General features: G+C 67.2%; 16 protein-coding genes. 14 read left to right on the forward strand and 2 right to left on the reverse strand.

The annotated features are described in order from the left end of the window. The first annotated feature begins 62 nt into the window (after positions 1-62). From LQ144_RS09735 to LQ144_RS09765, 7 genes are read left to right on the forward strand one after another with little or no spacing between them, the layout of a single operon-like run. Positions 63-1,274, forward strand: coding sequence for a glycosyltransferase (locus LQ144_RS09735; protein ID WP_230118432.1), 1,212 nt, complete (start codon positions 63-65; stop codon positions 1,272-1,274). Beyond that, positions 1,261-2,481 carry a glycosyltransferase family 4 protein gene (locus tag LQ144_RS09740; protein WP_230118434.1) on the forward strand — a complete coding sequence of 407 codons (1,221 nt, stop codon included), beginning with the start codon at positions 1,261-1,263 and terminating at the stop codon, positions 2,479-2,481. The genes LQ144_RS09735 and LQ144_RS09740 overlap by 14 nt, the downstream gene beginning before the upstream one ends. After that, complete coding sequence (locus LQ144_RS09745; RefSeq protein WP_230118435.1) at positions 2,478-3,650, forward strand: glycosyltransferase family 4 protein; 1,173 nt, start codon at positions 2,478-2,480, stop codon at positions 3,648-3,650. Before LQ144_RS09740 ends, LQ144_RS09745 begins: the two co-directional genes overlap by 4 nt. After that, positions 3,647-5,509: an ABC transporter ATP-binding protein gene (locus LQ144_RS09750; protein ID WP_230118436.1), complete on the forward strand. Its 1,863-nt coding sequence runs from the start codon at positions 3,647-3,649 to the stop codon at positions 5,507-5,509. The genes LQ144_RS09745 and LQ144_RS09750 overlap by 4 nt, the downstream gene beginning before the upstream one ends. Continuing rightward, positions 5,506-6,801 (forward strand): phosphotransferase, encoded by a 1,296-nt coding sequence (locus LQ144_RS09755; RefSeq protein WP_230118437.1) that lies wholly within the window; start codon positions 5,506-5,508, stop codon positions 6,799-6,801. The genes LQ144_RS09750 and LQ144_RS09755 overlap by 4 nt, the downstream gene beginning before the upstream one ends. Beyond that, positions 6,798-7,934: a phosphotransferase gene (locus tag LQ144_RS09760; RefSeq protein WP_230118438.1), complete on the forward strand. Its 1,137-nt coding sequence runs from the start codon at positions 6,798-6,800 to the stop codon at positions 7,932-7,934. The genes LQ144_RS09755 and LQ144_RS09760 overlap by 4 nt, the downstream gene beginning before the upstream one ends. Then, positions 7,931-9,394 (forward strand): UDP-glucose/GDP-mannose dehydrogenase family protein, encoded by a 1,464-nt coding sequence (locus LQ144_RS09765; RefSeq protein WP_290369745.1) that lies wholly within the window; start codon positions 7,931-7,933, stop codon positions 9,392-9,394. The genes LQ144_RS09760 and LQ144_RS09765 overlap by 4 nt, the downstream gene beginning before the upstream one ends. 112 nt (positions 9,395-9,506) lie before the next feature. Here LQ144_RS09765 and LQ144_RS09770 read toward each other — a convergent pair whose 3' ends face one another. Next, positions 9,507-9,713 (reverse strand): hypothetical protein, encoded by a 207-nt coding sequence (locus tag LQ144_RS09770; protein WP_230118439.1) that lies wholly within the window; start codon positions 9,711-9,713, stop codon positions 9,507-9,509. Positions 9,714-10,059: 346 nt separating this feature from the next. Between LQ144_RS09770 and LQ144_RS09775 the strand changes: the two genes are divergently transcribed. The 7 genes from LQ144_RS09775 (at position 10,060) to bcp (ending at position 17,675) form a co-directional block, all read left to right on the forward strand. Further along, the gene (locus LQ144_RS09775; RefSeq protein ID WP_230118441.1) at positions 10,060-10,860 is read left to right on the forward strand and encodes a TIM barrel protein; all 801 of its coding nucleotides are present in this window, start codon (positions 10,060-10,062) and stop codon (positions 10,858-10,860) included. Positions 10,861-10,914: 54 nt separating this feature from the next. After that, positions 10,915-11,793: a 2-hydroxy-3-oxopropionate reductase gene (locus LQ144_RS09780; protein ID WP_230118444.1), complete on the forward strand. Its 879-nt coding sequence runs from the start codon at positions 10,915-10,917 to the stop codon at positions 11,791-11,793. A gap of 151 nt (positions 11,794-11,944) precedes the next feature. Beyond that, positions 11,945-13,735 (forward strand): glyoxylate carboligase, encoded by a 1,791-nt coding sequence (gene gcl / locus LQ144_RS09785; protein WP_230118445.1) that lies wholly within the window; start codon positions 11,945-11,947, stop codon positions 13,733-13,735. A gap of 35 nt (positions 13,736-13,770) precedes the next feature. Next, on the forward strand, positions 13,771-15,030 hold the full coding sequence (locus tag LQ144_RS09790) for a glycerate kinase (RefSeq protein WP_230118448.1): 1,260 nt from the start codon (positions 13,771-13,773) through the stop codon (positions 15,028-15,030). Further along, a complete protein-coding gene (gene allB / locus LQ144_RS09795; protein WP_230118449.1) occupies positions 15,023-16,366 on the forward strand; it encodes an allantoinase AllB in 1,344 nt (447 codons plus the stop codon). Before LQ144_RS09790 ends, allB begins: the two co-directional genes overlap by 8 nt. Positions 16,367-16,377: 11 nt before the next feature. Next, positions 16,378-17,121 (forward strand): winged helix-turn-helix domain-containing protein, encoded by a 744-nt coding sequence (locus LQ144_RS09800; protein ID WP_230118451.1) that lies wholly within the window; start codon positions 16,378-16,380, stop codon positions 17,119-17,121. A gap of 74 nt (positions 17,122-17,195) precedes the next feature. Then, entirely contained in the window at positions 17,196-17,675 is a 480-nt protein-coding gene (bcp, locus tag LQ144_RS09805) for a thioredoxin-dependent thiol peroxidase (protein WP_230118453.1), read from the forward strand. A 205-nt stretch (positions 17,676-17,880) separates the two neighbouring features. Here bcp and LQ144_RS09810 read toward each other — a convergent pair whose 3' ends face one another. Further along, positions 17,881-18,837, reverse strand: a complete 957-nt coding sequence (locus LQ144_RS09810) for a polysaccharide deacetylase (protein WP_230118455.1) — start codon at positions 18,835-18,837, stop codon at positions 17,881-17,883. Between the last annotated feature and the right edge of the window lie 10 nt (positions 18,838-18,847).

Genomic DNA, 18,847 nt, shown 5'->3' on the forward strand with positions numbered 1-18,847 from the left:
GTAATCGTCACCGAGAATTCGGTTGGCTGTGGGGGGCGAATTCAGTAGGCCGTGGGGGCCCATTGAAAAAGTTAAGAGTTGCGCTCTATTCCCATGATTCGCTTGGCTTGGGACACGTCCGCCGCAATCTGGCGCTGGCGCACGCCCTAAGCAATCAGCTTCCCGGCCTCACCGGCCGGCCAGTAACCGGCGTCCTCATTTCCGGGACGGCCCTTGCACCAGGCTTCCAGGTTCCGGCGGGCTGGGACTGGGTTATTCTGCCGGGCGTCGAGAAGGGTCCTGACGGCTACCATCCGCGAAACCTGGCGGTCCCCATGCAGGACCTTGTATCCCTGCGGGCCGCCCTGCTGGAAGCAGTACTGGGAGGTTTCCGCCCCGACCTGATCGTGGTTGACCGCCATCCCACTGGCATTCACCGCGAACTGGAGGCTGCGCTGCGCCGTGCCCGTGCCCTGACTCCGGCGCAGGTTGTGCTGGGACTTCGCGAGGTGCTGGATTCCCCGGAGACTGCCCTCGCAGAATGGGACAGTGCCGGCGGCGCACAGCTCGTCAAAGACCTTTTTGACGCAGTCTGGATTTACGGCGACCCCGCAGTCCATGACCCACTTGCCGCCGGCGAGATTCCCGAGTCCCTCCGGAGCATGATCCGATACACGGGCTACCTGGCGACCGGCAGGCCGCCCGGATCCGGGAAAATCTGCATGTCTGGCCCCTATTTCCTGACAACGGTCGGAGGCGGTGCCGATGGTCACGCCTTGGCGAGCATCGCCGCCGCCGCCGCGCTCCCAGCCGGAATCGGACACCTCATCGTTGCGGGTCCGCAGATGCCGGGGCCTGAGCTGGCCGACCTGCGGCGGCACGCCACGCCCGGCGTCCGGGTGGTCGAAGCCCTGGACGACATGGTCCTGCACATGCGGAATGCTCAGGCGGTTGTTTCCATGGGCGGATACAACACGGTGTGCGAGCTCCTGAGCACCAGCGTGCCTGCGCTGATCGTCCCCCGGAACCACTCCCGCTCCGAGCAGCAGATCAGGGCCGCCTCCCTGGCCCGGGCCGGCTATCTGGACCGCCACGACATGGGCACGCTGACGCCTGCAATCCTGGCGGCCTGGCTGGCACAAAGCCTCGGCACCAAGGTGGACCGGCGGCTGGCGCACCTCAACGGGCTCGCCCGTGTGCCTCAGCTGGCAGCCGCCCTCCTGCAGCCGGTCCTCCAGCCGGCCGGCTCGCGGGCGGAGACCATCAGGGAAGGGGCGGCACGTGCTGCAGTCTGAACCGGCCATCGCCTACGTGCTGAAAATGTATCCGCGATTCTCCGAGACCTTCATCGTTTCCGAAATCCTCGCCCGGGAGGCAGCCGGGGACCGGATCGAAATCTTCTCACTTCTCCAGCCCAACGACCCCCGCTTCCATCCCGAGCTTGCCCGGGTCAAGGCTCCGGTCACCTACATTGACCGGCCGCTCAAGGCGTCCGAGCTATGGGAGAACTTCAGGGCCGCGGATACAGCCGGCCTGTCCGCAGCCCTTTCGCGCAACCTGGGCCAACTGACCGCGGCCGAATGCACCGAAGCTGCGCAGGCGATCAACCTCGCAACTGCCCTTTCGCAGCGGAACATCAGGCATCTTCACGTCCATTTTGCCAACGCGGCCACCAGCGTTGCGCGACTCGCCGCGGCCCTCGTCGGTCTTCCGTTCTCGTTCACGGCCCACGCAGTCGACATCTTCCATGAGTCAGTCCAGGCCGACGAACTGCGGGTGAAGCTGGAAGAGGCCCATCACGCCGTGACCATCAGCCAGTACAACTTCCGTTACCTCCGCCGCCTGTTTCCCGCTGCCACCTCCCGCCTCCATCTGGTGCGCAACGGCCTGGAACTGAATCGTTTCCCCTACCGGGAGCCACGCCCCATCGGTACTACCTTGCGCGTGGCCGCCGTCGGCCGGTTGGTGGAAAAGAAAGGTTTCCAGCACCTGTTGCCTGCCGCCGCAGAGCTCGTGGGCCAGGGCTTTCACCTCGACGTGCAGATCGCGGGCGCCGGCGAGCTTACCGAGGAACTGCAGAACACCATTGAACGACTCAGGCTCGGCAACCACGTCAGGCTGATCGGACCGCAGACCCAGGACGAGGTCCTCGAACTGCTTGACTCCTCCGACGTTTTCGTGGCCCCGTGCGTCATCGGCGCGGACGGCAACGCCGACGGCATGCCTACTGTCTTGCTGGAGGCGATGGCAACTGGCGTGCCCTGCATCAGCACCTCGGTCACAGGCATCCCCGAAGCGATCCATGATGGCCAAACCGGGATTCTGGCAATTCCCGGAAGCCCGCACGCCCTGGCCCGGGCAATCCGCCGGATCAGCGCGCCCGGAACGGACCGGCTTGCCCTGTCCCGAAACGCCCGCGCCCTGATCGAACAGGATTACGACGTCCGCCGGCAGGTGGAGCTGCTCCGGTCCCTGGCCCTTTCGGAAAGGAAGGTGGCATGATGCACGTGGCCTACCTCTGCGCCGACCGCGGAGTCCCCGTCTTTGGCACCAAAGGCTCCTCCGTTCACGTGCAGGAGATCATCAGGGCCTGGCGCAATGCAGGGGACGACGTCACCCTCTACTGCACCCGCCGCGGAGAGGACCGCCCGGCGGACCTTGCCGATCTCGACGTCGTCGAAAACCAGCCGCTCCGGGGGCCCGGCATACACCCGGAGCGTGCTCTCCAGGATGCGGCGCTGGATCTCGCAGACACAGTCCTGAGTGACGGCTGCGACTTGTTCTACGAGAGATACTCGCTGTTCAGCCCGGCCCTGTCCCTTGTTTCCCAGGCCCTTGGCATTCCGGCCGTCCTCGAAGTCAATGCACCCCTCATTGAAGAGCAGCGGCGGTACCGCCAGCTGCTGGACGCGGAAACGGCCGAAGCAATCCTGCGCCACAATGCGGGTGCGGCGCAGGTGGTTTCCTGCGTCTCAGAACCTGTGGTCCGCTGGGTCCGCGGCCGGGTGCCCGCGGCGAGGACCGTGCTGGCTCCGAACGGCGTCAACGTTGAACGCATCACTCCCCGGCGCCCCGGACGGCGGCATTCCGGTCATCTCACCGTGGCCTTCGTGGGGACGCTGAAGCCCTGGCACGGCGTCCCGGACCTGCTCCACGCCGTCGCAATCGCCAACACCCGCTCCGCCGACCCGGACCGCTGGACCGTGCGGATGATCGGAGACGGGCCGGAGCGGGACAACCTTGAACGCCTTGCAGCCACGCTCGGGGTGGAGACGGAATTTACCGGGGCAGTTCCCCCGGGGACCGTGCCCCGCCTGCTTCATGAATGCGACGCCGCCATGGCCCCGTACCCTCCCGAGGACGCCGGCCGGGAAGACTACTTCTCACCGCTGAAGATCTACGAGTACATGGCGGCGGCTATGCCGATCATCGCAACGTCCGTCGGCCAGATCCCGTCCATCCTGGAGCACGGCCGCACCGGGTTGCTGGTTCCGGGCGCCGATACCTCCGGGCTCGCCTCCGCGCTGACGCGGCTGGCGGCTGAGCCGGTGCTGCGCGCAAGCCTGGGGCGCCAGGCCCGGACCGACGCCGAGCGCCGCTTCAGCTGGAACCACGTGCTTTCGACCATCACCGAAGCCTTGACGGCCGAACCAAAGGCGGCATTGCGATGAGCACAACTGCCCGACATGCGGGCGGCCGCGGGGCGCCGGGCCGCGAGCCCAAGCCGGAGTCCGGACTCCGGCGGACGCTCCGCTGCGTGCGCCCGCATCTCAAGGGACACCGGCTCCTGATGGCCGGCGGTTTCGTGGCCCTTGCGGCCGATGTCCTCTTCCGGCTGCTGGAGCCCTGGCCCGTAAAACTCGTGGTTGACGCCGTGTCGCGGTCACTCGGCGCCACGCTGCGCAAACCCGGACCCTCAATGGACGCAAGCCTGGAAACCCTCCTATTGTGCGGCGGAGCAATTGTGGTCATCAGCGTGGTGCGGGCCATCGCCAACTACTGGTCCGCGATCGCCTTCGCCCTGATTGGATCCAGGATCGCTGCCGACCTTCGCGCGCGGACCTTCCGCCATGTGCAGAGCCTCTCCATGAGGCACCACACCCGCGCCTCCTCCGGAGACACAGTCCAGCGCCTGGTGGGCGACGTCTCCCGGCTGCAGGAAGTGGCCGTTACCGCAGGGCTGCCGCTGCTGGGCAACATGGTCACTCTGGTGGCCATGACGGGCATCATGGTGTGGCTTGATCCGCTGCTCGCACTCGTCGTGTTCTTTGCCGGCGGCGCGTTCGTGCTGCTGTCACACAGAAGTTCGCCATCAATAACGGTGGCCGCCCGCAGGTCCCGCAAAGGTGAGGGCGCCCTGGCAACCACCGCTGCCCAGACCCTGAATGCCATGCGTGAAGTCCAGGCCTACGGCCTTGAGGACACCATCAGCGACGACTTCCGGTCCAGCAACAAGCAGACCCTGGGAACGGGAGTGGTGGCCCTGCGGCTGGCCGCGGCACTTGAACGCCGCACGGACGTACTGATTGGCGTGGCCACGGCGATCGTCCTGGCCGGGGGCGGCATGCGCGTGCTGGACCACTCGATCACACCAGGAGACCTGGTGGTCTTCCTGACCTATCTGAAGACCGGGATGAAACCCCTCAAGGACCTGGCCAAGCAAACCAGCCGGATCGCCCGCGCCACGGCGTCTGGGGAACGGGTGGCAGATCTCCTGGAGGCGCAGACCGATCTCCCCGAGGCCGCCGACGCCTGCGTGCTTTCGAGCGCCCATCCCGACATTGTGTTCGACGACGTGACCGCCGGCCACGGCGAGGGAACCACCGTGCTGCACGGAATAAACCTCAGCGTCCCGGCCGGCGAACACCTGGCCATCCTCGGCCCCTCCGGCGCCGGCAAATCAACCCTGGCCAGCCTCATCCTGCGAATGATCGACCCAACGTCGGGGGCAGTGCTGGTCGGCGGCAGCGACCTCAGGGAGTTGAAGATCGCGTCCGTGCGCTCGCACGTTTCAATCCTGCTCCAGGATTCCGTTCTCTTTGGCACCACGGTCCGGGACAACATCAGGTTTGGCCGCCTGGATGCCACGGACGAGGAAATCGAGAACGCCGCCGCCCTGGCCCAGGCAGACGCCTTCATCCGTTCCCTGCCTGAGGGCTACGACACCGTCTTGGGTGAAGCGGCAAAGGATCTCTCGGGAGGCCAGCGCCAACGAATCGCCATCGCCCGGGCCATCCTCCGGCAGGCACCCATTGTGATACTCGACGAAGCGACTGCAGGCCTGGATCCTGCCTCACGCGAGTCGGTTCTGGAGGCCCTGGCTGCCCTCACCCGGGACCGCACCTCGATTACGATCACCCACGATGAGCATTCCGCCCGCTCCTGCGACCGCGTCATCTGGCTCGAGGACGGCCGCATCGTCGAGGAGGGACGGCCGGATGAACTTCTGCAGGATCCGGAGACGCGTTTCGCACGCTGGATGGGCGATCAGGACCCGGGGCGGCCGCTTGAAAGGCTGGAAGTGCCATGACCGCAGCTGCGTCTGCCCTCCGGGATCCGGACCGGGCCCTGGCCAGCCGGGACAGTGGCCTGGCAGGTTTGCCCTACCTGCTGGACAACGGCAATCTGTCCGCGCTCCTCGGCGAAACTGTCCGGGTGACGAGGGTCCGCTACAAACCATGTACTTCCTTGCTGGTTGCTTTCCGCCGGACCCGGAACGGCAGCTTCGATTACGGCTGGGCCCTGACCAAGACCGAGGAGGGAAGCGGTCAGCTCCTCCATCGCGAACAGGCCTCCAAGTCGCGCGACGGGAACATCAGGGTGCTCCGGCCCGACCCCCGTCAGCCGGGTGCCCTCGTCGCCACCGGCGATATAGCCGACGACTGGAAGCTGCGCCGCAACCTTGCCTGGCTCCGCAAGCACGGCGTGGAGCGTCTGGGCGTCGACTGGCTTCCGCCCGACGGCCATCTGGCCGGTGCGGCCAGCGTGCTGCGCTACAAGCCCGAACGGCGACTCGTACTGATGATCCCGGATCCCGCGGCCCCCGTCGTGATCAAGATAGCGGCCAATGCGGCCGACGCCGAACGGCAGCTGGATTTTCAGCAGCGCCTCTACGAGCACGGCGTCCCGCTCCTGCCGCAACTCGGTGACCCGGAGTGCGCACGTCACGGAGTTGGCGCCAGCCCAGTATGGGGCGGAGGTGACCTGGCCGGACTCGACGACGCGCACGCGGCCGGCGGTGCCCATCGCGCCGGGGAGGCTCTCGCCCGGCTGCACGGCCTGCACGTCCGTCCCGATGCCGCTCCCGGTGACTGGTTTGATGATCTGATCAGACAGTTGGCCGCGACCCGCGCCATGGTGACTGCGCTCGTCCCCGAACTGGAGGGGCACGCGCGGAAACTGGAGAGCGGCCTACCCGGCCTGCTGGGCCACCGCGAAGAGCGCACCAGCGTCCCCGTCCACGGCGACTTCTCGGCCGATCAGGTGCTCGTGGGCGGATCGGACGTCCGCATCATCGACTTCGACCGGGCCCACCCTGGCTCCGCCGAAGCCGATCTGGGATCGTTCGCTGCCGTGGAGGAAGCTACTCTGGCGGCGCCCGGTGCTGCAGCCGCGAGCACCCACGGCGCGGGCGGTGCGAAGACCGCCTGTCTGACCGAAGGCTATGTTCAAGCAGGCGGACGGTTCCGGCAAAAGGACCTCGATGCCTGGGCCGCCGTCCGGTTGTTCAAAGGCAGCGTGGATCCGTTCCGGGACCGGTCCCCCGAATGGGCCGCCGACATAGCCTGGCACCTCCGCCGGGCCCTGGAGTTGATCGCATGAGCTGGCACCCTGCTATACCGTCCCGCGTCACCGATGCCGGGGGCAGGGATTGGCTGGTCCGCCGTGCCTGGCCCGGACCCGAAGGCGACGTCTACGTCCTGGAAATCCGGTCCCCTGGGATTCCGGGTGTCCGCGCGGCCCATCTGCGGCACGGAATCTTTGAGCCGGTACCGGAGAAGGACCCACGGCTTCCCGCGCTCGCAAAGGAGGCCCCCAAGGGAGAAGTCGTGGCCCATCGCGCCCACAAACGCGCCGTAGTCCACGCCGGCAGCCGGTACATAAAAGTCTTCCGACCCGGCCCGGCAGAGACGGCAGCCAGGAACCATACCCTGGCCACCGCGCCCCTGACCTCAGGCTGCATCACAGCCCCTTTGCTACTGGAGAGCCGGCGCTCGGTGGTCGTCTTCAGCAGTATTCCGGGGCGCTCATATTATGAGCTCGGGCAGGACCATGCGACCGTTACGGACGCCTCCTTTGCACGGATGTGGCGCGAATGGTCACTGGCCTGGCTGCAAACAGTTGACGTCGCCAACAGTGCCGATTTCCGCAGCAGCGTAGCGGGACTGCCACTGCACCCACCCGCGGCCGAAGTGGCCAATCTCCGGCGCTGGATCGATCTCTGGCTCCTGCAAAGCGAAGGCGTCCCGGAAGCTGCAGCAGCCCGCACCGGCCTCGTTGCACAGGCCGAGAATGCCATCACCGGGCTCATGGCCACGCGCCCCGATCCGTTCCGCTGGGCGCATGGGGACCTGCATGACAAGCAACTGCTGGGGCGGGGAGGAAGCGGCACGCCCGGGTTGCTGGACTTTGACGAAGCCTGCCAGGCCGAGCCTGCACTGGACCTCGCCAATCTCGCCGTGAACCTTGAGCTGCGGTTGTGCCAGAAGCTTCTGACAACGCGGCGCTATGCCATTGCCCACGGCGAGATCATGGCCGTAGCCGAAGAACTGCACGTCGCGCCCGAACGGTTCGCCGCGTATTGTGCCTGCGCGCGCCTCCGCATGGCCTGCCTTTACTCCTTCCGCCCACCCTGGGGGGCACGTGCGACGCGCTACCTGGTGAAGCCCTTCCCCAGCCCGTCCCCGGATCGCGAACCCGTCCCGGTATTGAGCACAGATTGGAGCCTGACATGAGCAGTTCCTCTCGGCGGGCGCGCGGCGCCGCGGATGTTCCGCCGTCGTCCGGCTTTTCCCTCTCCACCGGCGCCCCGGTGTTTACCAGCCTTTCCCTTACCGTCATCGGGACGGGATACCTCGGCGCAACCCACGCCGTGTGCATGGCACTGCTGGGCCACCGCGTGACGGGGATCGACGTCGACGAAGCCAAGGTACGAGCCCTGTCCGAGGGGCAGCTGCCGTTTTTCGAGCCGGGCCTCAAGAAGCTCCTGCGGAAGATGCTGGAAAGCGGCAGGCTGAGGTTCACCAGCGACTTCTCCGCGGCCAGGGATGCTGATGTCCATTTCCTGTGCGTCGGCACACCGCAGGAACCCGATTCCCCTGCCGCTGACCTCCGCTATGTGGACGCGGCACTCGAGCGCCTCGCCCCGGAGCTGGGACGGCATTGCCTCATCGCGGGAAAATCCACCGTTCCGATCGGCACGGCGGAGCGGCTCACGGCCAACATCCAGGCCAGCGCGCCGGCCGGCACGCTGGCGGAGCTGGCCTGGAACCCGGAATTCCTGCGCGAAGGCCACGCGGTGGAGGACACCCTGCACCCGGACCGGCTGGTCTTCGGAGTGCCCTCCGCATGGGCACGGGACCGGCTCGCCGAATGCTATGCCCCGATCATCACCGAGGGCACTCCGGTGGTGATTACAGACCTTGCCACCGCCGAACTGGTCAAGGCGGCAGCGAACTCCTTCCTTGCCACCAAGATCTCGTACATCAATGCGATGGCGGAAATCTGCGAGGCCACGGGCGCGGACGTCAGTCTCCTGGCGAAGGCGTTGTCCTACGACAACCGCATCGGCGGCCGCTTCCTCAAGCCGGGCCTGGGGTTCGGCGGGGGCTGCCTGCCGAAGGATATCCGGGCCTTCACGCACCGGGCCAGGGAACTCGGCGTAGGGCAGGCGGTCGGCTTCCTGCAGGAAGTGGACGCCATCAACCAACGGCGCCGCCAGCGGACCGTGGACCTCATCACCGAAATGGCGTGCGGCGACCTGGCGGGCGTGCGCGTGACCGTTTTGGGCGCCGCCTTCAAACCCGACTCTGACGATATCCGCGACGCCCCGGCCCTTGACGTTGCCCGCATGCTCCACCAGAGCGGCGCCAAGGTCACGGTCTTCGACCCCAAGGCGATGGAGAACGCCCGCCGGAGCTATCCGGACCTCGCTTACGCGAATTCGCTGGAGGAGGCCGTGACCGGGGCCGAAATCGTGGCAGTCCTGACCGAATGGGACATCTTCCGGCGCGCTGACCCGGCTGCGCTGGGCGAGCTAGTGCAGCTGCGCAACATCGTTGACGGCCGGCACGCGCTTGACGCCGTGGCATACCGCGCCGCTGGCTGGGACTATCGGGCACTCGGAGCACCCAACAGGCTACCCGCGCCGGGCCCGGGGTCCACGACGTTCGAAGGGGCGCATCTGCGTGTCTAGTACGGTCAAGGTCCCAGCGACTGGACCCGGTGTGCAAACGGAACAGCGGCCACCCAAACGCCTCAATGCGCCTGGGTGGCCGCTGTTGCCCTGCCTGGATTCACCGGCCCCTTCAGAGTGCCGGGTCGGGTGAGCCTGCGATCCTGTTGTGGTTTTGCATCAGGTGGAGCTGCAGCTTCGCTTCAGCTTCCCGCCGCCGCCGAGCCTGCTCGCGCATCTTCCGCGTCGCCTCGGAGCCTTCGGGATGGAATAGTCCGGCCGTTCTATTACGGGGAGCGCCACCGCCGGAGGGTGCCGCCGCCATAAGTTCTTCGCTCATGCCCGTATCGTCACACGCCCGCGCCCGGCCCGGAAGAGCCGTGACCGTAGTGTGACCGGATCGGAATCAATAAGGGCCGGCGGCGCTTGGGAAGGCACCCCGGCTCACCGGGGCTCTGCCGTCGGCCCCACAACAATTCTAGAAGCGAATCGGCTGTTCAAACAGGGGTTCCGCAGTGCCGTCTCCGGCATCAGCCTGCCGGACGGTCCGCAACGGTTGACGCCGGCACCCGCCCCGTCCTACACTTTTCATACAGCAGAATATAACTTCCACAATACGAAATAGCCGAGGAAGCCAGCACTGCTCAGCAAAGACGCCACCACCGGACCCGCAAGGAACAAAGACAATGACGTACACCGTGAACTGCTCCATCCTGCTGACGGAACTGCCGCTCTTGGAGCGCCCCGCCGCGGCGAAGGCTGCCGGCTTCGACGCCGTCGAATTCTGGTGGCCCTTTGACACCTCTGTCCCCGCCGACGCCCAGGTCACCGAGTTCGAGAACGCCATCAACGACGCCGGCGTGCAGCTCACGGGCCTGAACTTCAACGCCGGCAACATGCCCGGCGGCGACCGCGGCCTCACCTCCTGGCCAGCACGATCCCGCGAGTTCCAGGACAACATCGACGTTGTAGCCGGCATCGGCGAGCGCCTCGGCTGCAAGGCCTTCAACGCCCTCTACGGCAACCGCATCGACGGCGAATCGCCCGAAAAGCAGGACGCCATCGGCGCCGAAAACCTCGCAACGGCGGCTGCCGGCGTCGCCCGCATCGGCGGCACCGTCCTCCTCGAACCGGTCAGCGGCGCCCCCAAGTACCCGCTCCTCGCCGCCGCAGACGCCCTTCGGGTGATCAGCCGGGTCCGGGAAGAATCCGGCGCCGAGAACATTAAGCTCCTCGCCGACTTCTACCACCTGGCCGTCAACGGGGACGACGTCGACGCCGTCATCGAAAAGCACGCCAAGGACTTCGGCCACATCCAGATCGCCGACAACCCCGGCCGCGGGGCTCCCGGAACCGGGCAGCTCCCCCTCGGCGAATGGATCGCCCGCAGCCGCGAACTCGGCTACGAGGGCTACATCGGTCTCGAATATAAGGAACCGGCGGAAACAGCCTTTAGCTGGGCCATCCGCCAGCACGCTTCCAACTAGGTCCCGACAGGCTCGGCCACCAGAACCACCACAGACTTCAGAAAGAGAACCATCATGAGCAACGTTGCAGTCATCGGACTCGGAATCATGGGCCTCCCCATGGCCATCAACCTCGTCAAGGCCGGCCACGCGGTCACCGGTTTCAACCGCAGCCAGGACAAGATCGACAAGCTCGTCTCCGAGGGCGGCAAGGGTGCCACGAGCATCGCGGACGCCGTCAAGGACGCCGATGTCGTCATCACCATGGTCCCGGACTCCCCCGATGTTGAGGGTGTCGTCAGCGGCAAGGACGGCATCTTCGCCAACGCGAAGAAGGGCACCCTGTGGATCGACGCTTCCAGCATCCGCCCGGACGTTGCCAAGCGCCTCTCCGAGGACGCGGTCGCAGCAGGCATCCGCCCGCTCGACGCCCCGGTCTCCGGCGGCGAGCAGGGTGCCATCGACGCCGCCCTGTCCATCATGGTGGGCGGCGACGCGGCCGACTTCGACGCAGCACAGGACGTCCTCAACGCCGTCGGCAAGACCATCGTCCACGTCGGCCCCGCCGGCTCCGGCCAGACCGTCAAGGCAGCCAACCAGCTGATCGTGGCCGTCAACATCGAAGTCCTCGGCGAGGCCATCGCCTTCCTTGAGGCCTACGGCGTGGACACCGATGCAGCACTCAAGGTCCTTGGCGGCGGTCTGGCCGGCTCCAAGGTCCTGGACCAGAAGGGCCAGAAGATGCTGGACCGCAACTTCGACCCCGGCTTCCGCCTTGCCCTCCACCACAAGGACCTCGGCATCGTCACCTCCGCCGCCCGCGAAGCCAACGTCGCCGTTCCCCTTGGCGCCGTCGTCGCACAGCTCGTTGCCGCCACCGTCAACCAGGGCGACGGCGGACTCGATCACTCAGGCCTCTTCAAGCAGGTCCTGCAGCTCAGCGGCCGGAAGTAACCCAGGCCGCCAGTAGGCCAGCCGCCCACAGGGCGGACTTAGCAAGCAAAACCGGGCAACCGCCGTCGTGCATCAACGACGGCGGCTCCCTAAACACACCCAAAAATTCAGCCCACAGCGGGCAAACCCACAGACTTTCAAGGAGCACACCATGACGAAGATGCGCACCGTAGACGCAGCCGTCGCCATCCTGGAAAAGGAGGGCGCCACCGAGGCGTTCGGCCTGCCAGGCGCGGCAATCAACCCGTTCTACTCGGCCATGAGGGCCCACGGGGGCATCCGCCACACCCTGGCCCGCCACGTTGAAGGCGCCAGCCACATGGCTGACGGCTACAGCCGGGCAAAGGATGGCAACATCGGCATCTGCATCGGCACCTCCGGCCCCGCCGGCACCGACATGATCACCGGCCTGTACGCGGCCTGGGCCGACTCCATTCCGATGCTCTGCATCACCGGCCAGGCCCCCGTGGCCAAGCTGCACAAGGAAGACTTCCAGGCCGTGGACATCGAGTCGATCGCCAAGCCGGTCACGAAGATGGCCATGACCATCCTGGAGCCGGGCCAGGTTCCGGGCGCCTTCCAGAAGGCCTTCCAGCTGATGCGCTCCGGCCGACCCGGCCCCGTGCTGCTGGACTTGCCGATCGACGTGCAGATGACCGAGATCGAATTCGACATCGACACCTACGAGCCGCTGCCCGTCGAGAAGCCCAAGGCCAGCCGCAAGCAGCTGGAAAAGGCCCTGGACATGCTCACCGCGGCCCAGCACCCGCTGATCGTGGCCGGCGGCGGCATCATCAACGCCGGCGCCTCCGCCCAGCTGGTGGAACTGGCCGAACTGCTGAACGTTCCGGTCATCCCCACCCTGATGGGCTGGGGCACCATCCCGGACAACCACCCGCTGATGGCCGGCATGGTGGGCCTGCAGACCTCGCACCGCTATGGCAATGAAACCTACCTGCAGAGCGACTTCGTGATCGGGATCGGCAACCGCTGGGCCAACCGCCACACCGGCGGTCTGGACACCTACACCGAGGGCCGCAAGTTCGTGCACATCGACATCGAGCCCACCCAGATCGGCCGCGTGTTCTCACCGGACTTCGGCATCGCGTCGGACGCCGGCGCGGCTCTGGACGGGCTGCTGGAACTGGCCCGCGAACGCCAGGCCGCCAAGACCCTGCCGGACTACTCCGGCTGGGTTGCCGAATGTGCCGAGCGCAAGGCCACCCTGCACCGCAAGACGCACTTCGAGAACATCCCCATCAAGCCGCAGCGCGTGTACGAGGAGATGAACCGCTCCTTCGGCCAGGACACCACCTACGTGTCCACCATCGGCCTGTCCCAGATCGCCGGCGCCCAAATGCTGCACGTCTTCGGCCCGCGCAAGTGGATCAACGCCGGCCAGGCCGGCCCGCTGGGCTGGACCGCACCGGCGGCCCTGGGCGTGGTGCGCGGCAAGCCGGACGAGACCGTTGTTGCGCTGTCCGGCGACTACGACTTCCAGTTCATGATCGAGGAACTGGCCGTGGGCGCGCAGTTCAACCTGCCGTACATCCACGTGGTGGTGAACAACTCCTACCTGGGCCTGATCCGGCAGTCGCAGCGCGGCTTCAAGATGGAACAGAACGTGTCCCTGGCCTTCGAGAACATCAACTCCACTGATTCCTCCGCTACCGCAGCGGGCTACGGCGTGGACCACATCAAGGTGGCCGAGGGCCTGGGCTGCAAGGCCATCCGGGTGGAAGACCCCAACGACCTGGGCTCCGCGTTCGACAAGGCCAAGGCCCTCATGGGCGAGTTCCAGGTTCCCGTGGTGGTTGAGGTCATCCTGGAGAAGATCACCAACATCTCCATGGGCACCGAGATCAACGCAATCAACGAGTTCGAGGAGCTGGCCGAGACGCGCGAGGACGCCCCCACCGCCATCCTGGCCCTGCAGCCCTAAGCCGCGGCGCTCAACACTAAAAGACAGGCACTGCAATGCGCATAGTGATCGCGCCGGACAAGTTCAAGGGCTCGCTCTCCGCCCCGGACGTCGCCCGGCACCTGGAAAGGGGGCTGCAGGCGGGCTTCCGCATCGCGGGGCAGGGTCCCCTTGAGGTACTCCGGATTCCCGTGGCCGACGGCGGCGAGGGCACCTTGGACGCCGCCGTCGGCTCCGGCTTCACCCGCCGCAGCGCCGTTGTCAGCGGCCCCACCGGGCAGCCGCTGACTGCCGAGTTTGCGGTCCGCGGACGGGAGGCCGTCATCGAGATGGCCGCGGCCTCCGGGCTCGCGGTCCTCCCCGATGGCGCTGGAGGAACCGGCGGCAAGGCCAATGGCGCTGGAGGGACCGGCGGCCAGCCGGATTCCGCCAGCGCCAAGGCCGCCACGAGCCTCGGCACCGGCGAACTCATCCGGTCCGCCCTGGACGCCGGCTGCCGGCAGATCATTTTGGGCGTCGGCGGCAGCGCCAACACCGACGGCGGAGCGGGGGTCCTGCAGGGCCTCGGCGCCATACTGTTCGACGCCGACGGCAACGAACTCCCGCTTGGCGGTGCCGCACTGGCGGACCTGGCGAGCATCGACTTCTCCGGCTTCGACGCACGCCTGGACGAGACCCGTTTCGTCCTGGCCAGCGATGTGGACAACCCCCTGCTGGGTGCGGAAGGTGCCGCTGCGATCTTCGGACCGCAGAAGGGCGCCACCCCTGCCGATGTGGCAACACTGGACAGCGCCCTGGCCAACTTCGTCCGCGTCCTCGCCCGGGAAATCGGCCCGCGCGCACTGAAAGCCGCGGACGCGCCGGGGGCCGGAGCGGCCGGCGGCGTTGGCTACGCGGCCATAGCGGCCCTGGCCGCGACGCGCAGGCCGGGCATCGACGTCGTGCTTGAATTCACTGAACTGGCCGCCCGGTTGGCCGGCGCCGACTTGGTGATCACCGGCGAAGGCAGTCTGGACGAGCAAAGCCTGCTGGGCAAGACGCCCATGGGCGTGGCCCGCGCCGCCGCTGCCGCCGGCGCGCCGGTGGTCGCCGTCTGCGGCCGCACCACGCTGACCGCAGAACAGCAGCAGGAATCCGGCTTCCGGCAGGTCTACCCACTGACCGCGCTGGAGGCCAAGGTAGAAATATGTATAGCCCAAGCAGGACCCCTGCTTGAACAATTGGGACAGCGCATCGGCGCGGAGCTGGCGAACCCGGTCCCCGCCGCCACCGCCACGGCGAACAGCGCCCGCACAAAGGAGCCCCTCAATGTCTGAAGAAAGCTTTGACCTCGTCATCCGGGGCCAGCGGGTCCTCACCACCGCCGGCATCGCCGCGCGTGAGATGGGCGTGCGGGGCGGCAAGATCGTCGCCCTCGAACCGTTCGGCAACGGCCTGTCCGGCCGGGAGATCATCGAACTCGCCGACGACGAAACCCTCATTCCCGGCCTCGTGGACACCCACGTCCACGTCAACGAGCCCGGCCGCACCGAATGGGAGGGCTTCGCGTCCGCCACCCGCGCGGCCGCGGCCGGCGGCGTGACCACCATCATCGACATGCCGCTGAACAGCATCCCGCCCACCACCACGGTGGAGGGCCTCAAGCTCAAGCGCGAAGTGGCCGAGGACCAGGCGTTTGTCGACGTCGGGTTCTGGGGCGGCGCCGTGCCCGGGAACAAGGCGGACCTGCGCCCGCTCCATGACGAGGGCGTGTTCGGCTTCAAGTGCTTCCTGCTGCACTCCGGCGTGGACGAGTTCCCGCATCTGGAGGCGGATGAGATGGAGGAGGACATGGCCGAACTCAAGTCCTTCGATTCGCTCATGATCGTCCATGCCGAAGACTCGCACGCCATTGACCGCGCACCGCATCCGGGCGGCGACCACTACTCCACGTTCCTGGCGTCCCGCCCCCGCGGTGCCGAGAACAAGGCCATCGCCGAGGTCATCGAGCGGGCCCGCTGGACCGGCGCCCGCGCGCACATCCTGCACCTCTCCTCCTCGGACGCGCTGCCCATGATCGCAAGCGCAAAGCGCGACGGCATCCACCTCACCGTGGAGACGTGCCCGCACTACCTCACGCTCATGGCCGAGGAGATCCCCGACGGCGCCACCGCCTACAAGTGCTGCCCGCCCATCCGCGAAGCCTCCAACCGCGAGCTGCTCTGGAAGGGCCTGCAGGACGGCACCATCGACTGCATCGTCTCTGACCACTCGCCTTCGACGCTTGACCTGAAGGACCTGGAAAACGGCGACTTCGCCGTGGCCTGGGGCGGCGTCTCCTCGCTGCAGCTGGGCCTGTCGCTGATCTGGACCGAGGCGCGGCACCGCGGCATCCCGCTGGAGCAGGTGGTGTCCTGGATGGCCGAAAAGCCGGCAGCCCTGGCGCGGCTGTCCAACAAGGGCCAGCTCGCCCTCGGTTACGACGCCGACTTCTCCGTCTTCGCCCCCGACGAGGCGTTCGTGGTGGACGTCTCCAAGCTCAAGCACAAGAACCCCATCACCCCGTACGACGGCAAGGCCCTCTCCGGTGTTGTCCGCAAGACGTTCCTGCGCGGCAGCGTGGTGGACGGCCAGACGCCCAGCGGCAAACTGATCCGCCGCGGCGGCGTCTGAGGCGTTCCGTCATGGCCGTCCATGCCCATACGCCGCGCGGGAACCCGGCCGGTGGCAGCGTCGGCGGGCGCCCGCACCTCACTGCCGTCCCGGACCGGAACTCAGGCGCGCCCGGGTTCAAGGCGCGGGGCTTGGCCGTCTGGGTAACCGCCGGGCCCGGGCAGGACATTGATGAGGCTGTTCTCACCCGCGCCGCCGAGCTGGTGCTCGCGCGTGCCCTGAAGATTGCTCCGGAGGCGGAAGTCCACTGGCCTGCCGCCGGAGCTGCAACGTCCGCCGCCGGTTCGTTCCCGTCCGGGAAGCCCCCAGGGGAGGGGGCACCCCACGGGACGCCCGACGGCGGCACTCCCGCGCCGTTGTCGTCCTCCCCGGAGGACTCCCCGCAACTGGACGACGGCGGCGCACCCCACCTCCCGCCGTCGGGCGGCCCCGTCAGCCGGGTCGCCGTGGACCTCGCGAAAGGCGAGGTGCTGCTGGACGGCAGGCCGGTGCCGCTCACCGGCGTCGAGTTCAAGCTGCTGCGCTACCTCGTGGAAAACTGCTCGCGGGCCATCGGCCGCGAGGAGCTGCGGGTGTTCCTGGAATCGTTCGACAGCCCCGGGGCGGCCACCCGCTCCATCGACGTCTACGTGGGCCGGGTGCGGCGCAAACTGCGCGGCGGCCGGCACGCGATCGCCACGGTGCGGGGCGGCGGCTACCAGTTCATCCCCGGCCCGGGCGCCACCGTCCGCGGCCCGGCGGAATACAGTATCTAGCTAGGCTGTTATCCAATTCAGCCCTTGATTCTTCCACCAGCTTTTGTTTCGCAAGATCCATCCGAAGGAATGCCATGAGCCCCAAACTGACCACCAAGCTCCAGCCCGGAACCCAGGCCCCGGACTTCACCCTGCCGGACGCTGAAGGCAAGCAGACCTCGCTGGCCGATTACCGGGGCAAGAACGTCATCGTGTACTTCTACCCCGAGGCGGCCACCCCCGGCTGCACCACCGAGGCCTGCGACTTCCGCGACAACCTGGCCACCTTCCAGGGCTCCGGCTACGAGGTCCTGGGCGTCTCCCCCGACGCCCCGGACAAGCTGTCCCACTTCACCGGCGACTTCGCCCTGACCTTCCCGCTGCTGGCCGACGAGGACCACTCCGTCGCACTGGCCTACGGCGCCTGGGGCGAGAAGCTCGTGGACGGGGAGGTCCGCGAGGGCATCGTCCGCTCCACCGTGGTTCTTGATCCCGAGGGCAAGGTGCGCCTCGCCCAGTACCAGGTCAAGGCCCAGGGCCACGTCCAGGCGCTGAAGGAATCTCTGGGCGTCTAAACGCTCTCTCACCTCCTGCACGTTCCAGGCCGACGCTCTCTCACCTCCTGCACGTTCCAGGCCGACGCTCTCTCACCTCCTGCAACAAAAACCGGAACGCTCTCTCATCTGGTGAGAGAGCGTTCCGGTTTAAGCGACGGGTGGTGACAGAGCGTTCCGGTTTAAGCGACGGGTGGTGAGAGAGGGCTGCCTGGGCTCAGCCGTGTTACGGACCGGCGGTCAGCTCCGGCTGCCTGACCTGCGCCGGGGTGAAGCGGGCGCCGGCGTCGGGAAAGCCCGGAACCGCAATGCGCGCGTGGCTATGGACTTCAGTCACGGTGTCCCGCGTGTGCTCGGCGATTTTGGCCATGGTGGTGACCCACATCCCGTCCATGGCTTTGACTCGGTTGATCAGCTGCTCCAAGGCCACCGCCTTTGAGGGCCGGCCGGAGATGAACGGATGGTTCGTCAGCACGAAACAGCTCCCGGCCGCATGGTGTGCCTCTGCCTCCAGCGTCCACATTTCGAGGACCTTGGCGGGGCTTTCAATGACTCCGCTGCCGGTCACCCCCGGATAGAAGGCGTACTGCTCCCAGTCGTCCAGTGCCCAGTCAACAGGTATTTCGACCAGATCCCTGGAGTCGCCGTCGGCGACGCTGAAGCGGTACGGTGCGTCGCCGTCGAGCAGGCTTGAGTCGTAGAGGAAGCCGCGGTCAGCCAGGAGAGCCGGCGAGTGCCAGTTCAGCTCCCACCAGGGAGCGCGGTAGCCGACCGGCCGCACGCCCGCAACGTTGGCCAGTGCTTCCAGCCCGCGGTCGATGTACCGCGCCTCGGTGTCGGCGTCGATGCCCTGCATGGGTTCGTGGAGGTAGCCGTGGTGGGCGATCTCATGTCCTGCATCCGCGATCCGGCGCACCACGTCGGGGTAGCTTTCCGCGGTAAAACCCGGGATGAAGAACGTGGCCTGGATGTCCTGCCGTTCGAGGATCTGCAACAGCCTGGGGACCGCAACCTTGGGCCCGTACGACTGGTGCGTCATGAGCGACATCCGGCGCGTGCTGGCGGGGTCATGGGCAATGGTGCACGATTCGGCGTCGACGTCGAACGTGAACGAGGCGGCTGCCCGGTACCCTTCGGGCCAGGTGATGGGATGGGCGGAGTCTGCGAAGGCAGGGAATTCCATGGTCCGTTCC

The sequence above is a fragment of the Arthrobacter sp. Bi83 genome (assembly GCF_918698095.1).
Lineage (GTDB): Bacteria > Actinomycetota > Actinomycetes > Actinomycetales > Micrococcaceae > Arthrobacter.